This is a genomic window from Nonomuraea sp. NPDC005983 (genome assembly GCF_040614375.1).
Classification (GTDB): domain Bacteria; phylum Actinomycetota; class Actinomycetes; order Streptosporangiales; family Streptosporangiaceae; genus Nonomuraea.
The window spans coordinates 1-8913 of the sequence record NZ_JBEXUP010000238.1 but is presented as its reverse complement, the minus strand read 5'-3'; the positions used below and the strand labels follow the sequence as shown (position 1 = coordinate 8913).

Genomic DNA, 8913 nt, shown 5'->3' with positions numbered 1-8913 from the left:
ACCCCCGCGCCAATAGCCGCGCAGGCGACCCCGGCGTGGGCCTGGCCCCACGCGGCCCCCACCTGAGTGCGGCACCCGGCCCGCGTGCGGGTGCGGTGACGGGCCGGATGTCCGCTGCGTTCCGGGGGACGCACTGTCAGGGCCGGGGACGCCGGCGGAGTGCCCGGTATGCACCATGCAGGTCGGTTCGTTGCCTTCGATCACCGGAACGACGGTGTCGCAGGCCGGCGTCGCACCACATCGGACCACTGGTGGCATTTGCGGGAGCCCAGGTGGACCTTGGATGTACAACCAGGGTCTGATGCCTGGTCGAAGGCCGCGTCGCTACGATCTGCGCATGCACGTCACACCACCGCTCCCCCTGCTCAAGCGGGTGCCGCCCGGCGCCTGGGCTGCCTTGACCTGGTGTGCGGGGCTGGCGTTCACGTTCCTCGTGCGGGTCAGGCTGCCCGGCGAGGCGGCGTCCGCCGTGTCCGCCGGCGCCCTGATCTACCGGTGGGACGGTTTGGCGTTCCTGGCGGTGGCCACTGCCCTGGCGCTGGCCGGCAGCGCTCGGCTGCACCACCGGCCGTTCCAGGCCATGGCGCTGTTGCTCGCCGCCTCGGCCCTGGCCCCCGTCCCCCTGGGCGTGGTGGAGATCCCGCTGGCCCAGTTCCTGGCGGTCGATGTCGCGCTGTACTTCATCGCGGCGACCAGGCCGCGCCGGGCCGGGGTCGTCGCCGTCGCCATGGCGCTCGCCGTGCTGGCCGGCTACCTGGCCACGCGGCTGCTGCTCGGCTGGGTCATCGGAACCTCGGCGGAGCTGGCCGTGGGCATGACGGCCGTCATCGCCTGGCTGGTGGGCCATTCGGTGCGCCAGGCCCGCGAGTACGCCGAGAGGCTGAACACCCAGGCCACGGCCCAGGCGGTCACCGGCGAGCGGCTGCGCATCGCGCGCGAGCTGCACGACGCGGTCGCGCACAGCATCGGCGTCATCGCCCTGCAGGCCGGTGCGGCGCGGCGGGTCATCGACACGCAGCCGGTGCAGGCGCGCGACGCGCTGGGCGAGATCGAGACGGTCGGCAGGCAGACACTGTCCGGGCTGCGCCGGACCCTCGGCGCGCTCCGTGAAGGGGAACCGGAACAGGGGGCACAGGCGGCGTCCGATCCGGGGCTCGGCCTCGCCGACGTCGACCGGCTGGCCGCCACGACGACAGACGCGGGAGTCCACGTCGACGTGCGGTGGCGGGGCGAGATGCGTCCGATGCCCGCGGAGATCGACGTGTCCGCCTACCGCATCATCCAGGAGGCGGTCACCAACGTGGTCCGCCATGCGGGCACCCGTTCGTGCCGGGTGTCCATCGACTACCGCGACGAGGAGCTCTCCATCGAGGTCCTCGACGGCGGCCGCGGCGGCACCAGGGTGAGCGGGTACGGCCTGGTCGGGATGCGCGAGCGGGTCGGCCTGCTGCGCGGTGAGTTCTCCGCCGGGCCGCGCCCCGAAGGCGGCTTCCGGGTGGCGGCCCGCCTGCCCGTCCCGGCGGGAGTCCGATGATCATCCGTGTCTCCGCCGGGCCGCGCCCCGAAGGCGGCCTCCGGGTCCCGGCCCGCCTGCCCGTTCTGAGGCGAGTCCGATGACCGTCCGCGTCGTGCTCGCCGACGATCAGCCTCTGGTCCGCACCGCCCTGCGGATGGTCATCGCCGACGCTCCCGACCTCGAGGTCGTCGGAGAGGCCGGCACCGGCGCGGAAGCGGTCCAGCTGGCCGAGAAGGTCCGCCCCGACGTCGTGGTGATGGACATCCGCATGCCCGGCATGGACGGCATCGACGCCACCCGCCTGATCACCGCGGGCGCCGGCGGAGCCCATGTCATCGTCCTGACCACCTTCGACAACGACGACCACGTCTACGGCGCGCTGCGCGCCGGCGCGTCCGGGTTCCTCGTCAAGGACATGGCCCTCGACGACATTCTCGCGGCGATCCACGTCGTCGCCGCCGGCGACGCCCTGATCGCGCCGAGCGTCACCCGCCGGCTGATCGAGGAGTTCGCCGGACGCCCCGCGTCCGCCCCGCGCCACCGTCCGCTCGACGGCATCACCGAGCGGGAGCTCGAGGTGCTGACCCTCGTCGGGCACGGCAGGTCCAACACCGAGATCGCCGCCGACCTGTTCATCAGCGTCGCCACCGTCAAGACGTATGTGACGCGCCTGCTCGCCAAGCTCGACGCCCGCGACCGGGTCCAGCTCGTCATCATCGCCTACGAGGCCGGCCTGGCGTCGCCGTCCCGATGATCGCTCTCTGAGATCCTCGAAGCGGCAGGGCGACCCGCGTCCCCCGGGCTGCCGGCCACCTGCTCGGCGCCGCGTCGGGTGACGCCCGCGTGGAGGCCGCCGCGTGATCGCGAACCACGCCAGGCCTGAGGGGAATGTGCCGGCGATGTGAGGGACCCGTCGCCCACGCCGCAGGGTGCAGGCGTGTTTGTGGCAGACCTTGCGTGAAGCGGCGGCCGGGCGGCGTGGCCGACTCGCCTTTTGTTGGGTTCCCACAAAGCATCAGCCCCGCCATGCGCGATGCGGGACATTGGTGTACCCGGCGGAGATCGAGCAGGGTAGAGATAGGTGCAGGCGACGCTCCCTCCGGACGTCGCCTGCTGCGCGTGGGTAAAGGGGAGGCTCAGCCGGTGTTCAGTCGTGTCGCCATCGTCAACCGTGGAGAGGCCGCGATGCGGCTCATTCACGCCGTCCGGGATCTCTCGGCGGAGACCGGGGCGCAGATCGAGACGGTCGCCCTCTACACCGACGCTGACCGCAACACGACCTTCGTCCGTGAAGCGGACGTCACCTACTCGCTGGGGCCCGCCTCGGCCCGCCCGTACCTCGACCACGCTGTCCTGGAGCGGGCGCTGGTGGAGACCGGGGCCGACGCCGCGTGGGTCGGCTGGGGGTTCGTCGCCGAGGACCCGGCGTTCGCCGAGTTGTGCGAGAAGCTCGGCGTCACCTTCGTCGGTCCGAGCGCGGAGGCGATGCGCCAACTCGGCGACAAGATCGGCGCCAAGCTCCTCGCCGAGGAGGTCGGCGTCCCGGTCGCGCCGTGGAGCCGCGGCGAGGTCGCCACCCTCGAGGACGCGCTGCGCGCCGGCGACGAGATCGGCTACCCCCTGATGCTCAAGGCGACCGCGGGCGGTGGCGGGCGCGGCATCCGCATGGTCGCCTCGAAGGAGGACCTGGCTGACGCCTACGAGCGCACCAGCCAGGAGGCGCTGCGTGCGTTCGGCTCCGGCGTGGTCTTCCTGGAGCGCTTGGTCACCGGCGCCCGGCACGTCGAGGTCCAGGTCATCGCCGACGGGCAGGGCACCGCGTGGGCGCTGGGCGTCCGGGACTGCTCGGTGCAGCGGCGCAACCAGAAGATCATCGAGGAGTCCGCCTCCCCGGTCCTGGCGATCGAGCAGACTGCCGAGCTGAAGGCGTCAGCCGAGCGGCTCGCCGTGGCCGTCGGCTATCGCGGCGCCTGCACCGTCGAGTTCCTCTACCACCCCGGCGAGAAGCTGTTCGCCTTCCTCGAGGTCAACACCCGGCTGCAGGTCGAACACCCGATCACCGAGATCACCACCGGCACCGACCTGGTCCGGCTGCAGCTGCACGTGGCGAACGGCGGGAAGCTGGAGGGCGCCCAGCCGGGCGAGGCCGGCCACGCCATCGAGGCCCGGCTCAACGCCGAGGACCCCGACCGCGACTTCGCGCCCGCCCCGGGACGCATCGCGCGCCTGGTGCTGCCGGCCGGGCCCGGCATCCGCGTGGACACCGGCGTCAGCGAGGGCGACACCATCCCGGCCGACTTCGACTCGATGATCGCGAAGATCATCGCCTACGGCCGCGACCGCGAGCAGGCCCTGGGCCGGCTGCGCCGCGCGATGGCCGAGACCACCGTGATCATCGAGGGCGGCGCCACCAACAAGAGCTTCGTGCTCGACCTCCTCGACCAGCCCGAGGTCATCGACGCGAGCGCCGACACCGGCTGGATCGACCGCGTGCGCGCTGAGGGCCGCCTGGTCAGCCACCGGCACTCCGCGATCGCCGTGGCCGCCGCCGCGATCGAGGCCTACCAGGACGAGGAGGAGGTCAGCCGTCAGCGGCTGCTGTCCACCGCGTACGGCGGGCGCCCGCAGGTGCAGCACGACTCGGGCCGTCCGCTGGACCTCAAGCTCCGCGGCGTCGGCTACCGGGTGAGCGTGGCCCGGGTCGGGCACAGGCGGTTCCGCGTCGGTGTCTCCGGCGGCGGTGACGTGCACCCGGCGGACGTCGAGGTGGAGCGCTTCGACGCGCACAGCGGCCAGATCGTGGTCAACGGCCGCCGGTTCCGGCTGGTGTCGGCCACACACGGGCCGATCCACCTGGTCGAAGTCGACGGCGTCACGCACCGGATCAGCCGCGACGACGGCGGTGTCGTCCGCTCCCCCGCGCCCGCGCTGGTGGTCGCGACGCCGTTGTCGGTCGGCGACGAGGTCGAGCCGGGCGCGCCGATCGTGGTGCTGGAGAGCATGAAGATGGAGACGGTGCTGCGCGCGCCGTTCCGCGCCCGCGTCCGAGAGTGCCCGGTGTCGGTGGGCAGCCAAGTCGAGACCGGCGCGCCGCTGATGCGGCTGGAGCCGCTGCCCGACGAGCGCCCAGAGGAGACGGAGGCGGCCGCCGAGACCGTCGAGATCGAGCTGCCCGCGGAGCCCGCGGGGGCATCCGCGGCCGAGCGCGTCGAGCGCGGCCTGCAGGACCTGCGCAGCCTGTTGCTCGGCTTCGACGTCGACCCGCACGACCACAAGCGGGTGCTGTCGGCGTACCTGGCCGCGCGCGCCGAACTGGGCGGACGGCCGCTCGAGGGCGAGCTGGACCTGCTCACCGTGTTCGCCGACCTGTCCGAGCTGAGCCGCAGCAAGCCGGGCGGCGAGCTCGACGTCGAGCCGGGCAGCCCGGTGCACAGCCCGCGCGAGTTCTTCCACAGCTACCTGCAGAGCCTCGACGTCGAGCGCGCCGGCGTCACCGAAAGCTTCCGGGCCAAGCTCACCAAGGTCCTCGCCCACTACGGCATCGCCGACCTCGACCGCACGCCGGAGCTGGAGGCCGCGGTCTTCCGGATCTTCCTGGCCCAGCAGCGGATGAGCACCGACGTTGCGATCGTGTCGGAGCTGCTGCGCCAGTGGCTGGCCGGCGTGCCGCCGCTCGAGTCGTTCGGCAAACGCGCCGCGCTCGCCCTCGAGTACCTGGTCGAGGCCACGCAGGTGCGTTTCCCCACGGTGTCCGACCTGGCCCTCGGCGTGGTGTTCCGCTGGTTCACCCAGCCGCTGCTGCGCCGCAACCGCGCCCAGGTCTACGCCGCGGTGCGCGACGAGCTGCGTTACCTGGACCACGACCCGGACGCGCCGGACCGCGCCGAGCGGATCCAGAACATGGTGGCCAGCGCCGAGCCGCTGGTCCGGCTGATCGGCCAGCAAATCGGACGGCTCGGCCGGGACCACGCGCCGCTGCTGGAAGTGCTGACCCGCCGCTACTACGGCAACCGCGGGCTGTCCGAGGTCACCGCACGGGAGGCCGCAGGCTGCCGGTTCGTCACCGCCGAGCACACCGGCTCACGCGGCGTGACCCGCGTGGTCACCACCGCCGTCAACATCACCGCCCTGCCCGACGTCATCGGCGCCGTCGGCTCGTTCGCCGCCGACGTCGCCGAGCGCGGGCTGGTCGCCGACCTCTATGTCACGTGGGAGGACCAGCCGGACGCCGACGCGATGGCGGTGCGGCTCGGACAGCTCCTCGCCGAGCACCCGCAGCCCGCGGGCGTCCGCCGGATCACCACCACCGTCGTCGGCACCAGCGGCGCCGTGATGCACCACCACTTCACCTTCCGGCCCGACGGAGCTCACGGCGCGGGCTTCGCCGAGGACCGGCTGATCCGCGGCCTGCACCCGCAGATCGCGCAGCGCCTGCAGCTGCAGCGGCTGCGCGAGTTCGACCTCACCCGGCTGCCGTCCGCGGACGAGGAGATCTACCTGTTCAAGGCCGTCGCGCGCAGCAACCCGGCGGACGAGCGGCTCATCGCGATGGGCCAGGTCCGCGACCTGACGCCGCTGCGCGAGGCTGACGGCACGCTGGTCGCGCTGCCCGCGGTGGAGGACGCGGTCACCGCGTGCCTGGACGCGATCCGCAACATCCAGGCGCAGCGCGCCCAGAACAAGCGGTTCGACACCAACCGAATCATGATGTATGTCTGGCCGTCGACCGAGCTGTCCACCGACGAGCTGAACGCGCTGGTCCAGCGCATCCTGCCGACCACGGCGGGCGCGGGTCTGGAGGAGGTCCAGTTCGTGGCCCGCCAGCGCACCGCCGCCGGCGAGCTGACCGAGGTCGCCGTGCGGATCACGCTCGACCCGGGCCACGGCGCGAGCCTGCACGTCGGCGCGCCGTCGACGGAGCCGGTGCAGCCGCTGGGCGACTACCGCCAGAAGGTGCTGCGCGCGGCCCGGCGCGGGAACGTCTACCCGTACGAGCTGACCGGCCTGCTCGCCGGGCCAGAGGGCGGCTTCGTCGAGCACGACCTCGACGAGAACGGCGCGCTCGTGCCGGTGGACCGGCCGAAGGGGAAGAACTCCGCGGCGATCGTCACGGGCGTCGTCACGACGCCGACCGAGCGGCACCCCGAAGGCGTCACCCGCGTGGTCCTGCTCGGCGACCCCACGAAGGCACTGGGCGCGCTGTCGGAACCGGAGTGCTCGCGGGTGATCGCCGCGCTCGACCTCGCCGAGCGGATGCGGGTTCCACTGGAGTGGTTCGCGCTGTCGGCAGGCGCGCGGATCTCGATGGCCTCGGGCACCGAGAACATGGACTGGGTCGCGGCCGCGCTCAAGCGGATCGTCACGTTCACCCAGGACGGCGGCGAGATCAACATCGTGGTCGCCGGGATCACCGTCGGCGCCCAGCCGTACTGGAACGCCGAAGCGACGATGCTCATGCACACCAAGGGCATCCTGGTGATGACGCCGGACTCAGCGATGGTGCTCACCGGCAAGCAGTCGCTGGACTTCTCCGGCGGCGTGTCGGCCGAGGACAACTTCGGCATCGGCGGCTACGACCGCGTCATGGGGCCGAACGGCCAGGCGCAGTACTGGGCGCCCAACCTGCCGGCCGCCCGCGACGTGCTGATGGCGCACTACGACCACACCTACGTCGTGCCCGGCGAGACGACGCCGCGCCGGGCCCGCACCGTAGACCCGGTCGACCGCGACGTCTCCGAGTTTCCGCACGCGATCGCCGGCAGCGACTTCACCACCGTCGGCCAGATCTTCTCGGCCGAGCACAACCCCGACCGCAAGAAGCCGTTCGACATCCGCACGGTGATGCGCGCCCTGTCCGACCAGGATCACCCGGTGCTGGAGCGCTGGGCAGGCATGGCCGACGCGGACACGTCCGCGGTGCAGGACGTGCACATCGGCGGCCGACCGGTCTGCCTGATCGGCATCGAGTCGCGGTCGGTGCCGCGGCGTGGCTTCCCACCCACTGACGGGCCGGACACCTACACCGCGGGCACGCTGTTCCCGCGGTCGTCGAAGAAGACCGCGCGGGCGATCAACTCGGCGTCCGGCAACCGGCCGCTGGTGGTGCTGGCGAATCTGTCCGGATTCGACGGTTCGCCGGAGTCGATGCGCAAGCTCCAGCTGGAGTACGGCGCGGAGATCGGCCGGGCGATCGTCAACTTCGACGGGCCGATCGTGTTCTGCGTGATCTCCCGCTACCACGGCGGCGCGTTCGTGGTGTTCTCCAAGGCGCTCAACCCGAACATGACCGTGCTGGCGCTGGAGGGCTCGTTCGCCTCGGTGCTCGGCGGTGCCCCGGCGGCTGCCGTGGTGTTCTCCGGTGAGGTGAGCAACCGCACCGCGACCGACCCGCGGGTGACCGAGCTGCAGACGCAGGTCTCGGCGGCCAGCGGCGCCGAACGGGCGGCGCTGAACGCCCAGCTCGCCGAGGTGCAGTCCGCCGTCCGGGCGGAGAAGCTCGGCGAGGTCGCCGCCGAGTTCGACCGGGTGCACAGCATCCAGCGCGCGGTCGAGGTCGGCTCGGTGGACGCGATCATCAGCGCTGCCGAGCTGCGGCCGCGGATCATCGAGGCCATCGAGCAGGGAGTGGCCCGTGTGGCGGACTCGTCCCCTGCCGACACAGTGAGACGCCCCACACCCCCACATAACCAAAAGTGGTGACGGGCGCGTTAGGGCGCTCTTGCTGAACTTCCCCGCACCGGCGGAACATCCCGCCGGTGGACGAGGGGGAGATCATGCTGACCGTTGCCCGGCCCCGCACGCCGCGGCGCACTCACGCGAGCGGGCCCGCAGGCCGGTCCCCGGGATGGTTCCTGGCCGGGGGGTTCCTCGCGCACGTGGTGCTGCGGCTGTGGCTCTTCAGGTACCACGCGGGCCCGGTGGCCAATCCGGACGAGACCGGCTACCTGATCGCGGCACGCTGGCTGGCGGGCGGCCCCGGGGCGGACTTCACCGGCTCCACGTTCTATCAGAGCGGCTACGCGCTGCTGCTGGCGCCGATCTACTGGTTCACCTCCGACCCCGCCGCCGTCTACCGGGCGGTGGTCGTCGCCGGGGCGGTGCTCGCGGCGGGCGCGTACCCGCTGGCCTACCTGGGGTTGCGGCGGCTGGAGCTGGGCAGGCGGGCGGCTCTGGTCCTGGCGTTCACGGCGGCGCTCGCGCCCGCGTTGCTGCTGTTCTCGGGGCTGGCGCTGGCCGACGCGGTCCTGCCCACGCTGCTGCTCGGCTGGCTGCTCGCCGTCCATGACCTCGCGCGGAGCGGGTCGGCGCGGGCAGGGGCGGTGGCCGGCGGGCTGGCGGCGTTCGCCATGGCCGTGCACCTGCGGGGCACGGTCGTCCTGGCGGTGTATGTCGTGGTC

3 protein-coding genes and 1 pseudogene are annotated in these 8913 nt (G+C 72.6%); all 4 read left to right on the top strand.

What is annotated here, in order from left to right; translation table 11 throughout:
• Nucleotides 1-337: 337 nt before the first annotated feature.
• Nucleotides 338-1534: a sensor histidine kinase gene (locus ABZ297_RS45510; RefSeq protein ID WP_355360412.1), complete on the top strand. Its 1197-nt coding sequence runs from the start codon at nucleotides 338-340 to the stop codon at nucleotides 1532-1534.
• Between the two features lie 79 nt (nucleotides 1535-1613).
• Nucleotides 1614-2270, top strand: a complete 657-nt coding sequence (locus tag ABZ297_RS45505; protein ID WP_355360409.1) for a response regulator transcription factor — start codon at nucleotides 1614-1616, stop codon at nucleotides 2268-2270.
• A 389-nt stretch (nucleotides 2271-2659) separates the two neighbouring features.
• Nucleotides 2660-8215, top strand: a complete 5556-nt coding sequence (locus tag ABZ297_RS45500; protein WP_355360407.1) for a biotin carboxylase N-terminal domain-containing protein — start codon at nucleotides 2660-2662, stop codon at nucleotides 8213-8215.
• A gap of 56 nt (nucleotides 8216-8271) precedes the next feature.
• A pseudogene (locus ABZ297_RS45495) lies at nucleotides 8272-8913 on the top strand (hypothetical protein); the annotation flags it as partial.

Excerpts from the sequence above, each read along its gene's own strand:
- ABZ297_RS45510 (WP_355360412.1), top strand. The coding sequence starts at position 338 with ATGCACGTCACACCACCGCTCCCCCTGCTCAAGCGGGTGCCGCCCGGC.
- ABZ297_RS45505 (WP_355360409.1), top strand. The coding sequence starts at position 1,614 with ATGACCGTCCGCGTCGTGCTCGCCGACGATCAGCCTCTGGTCCGCACC.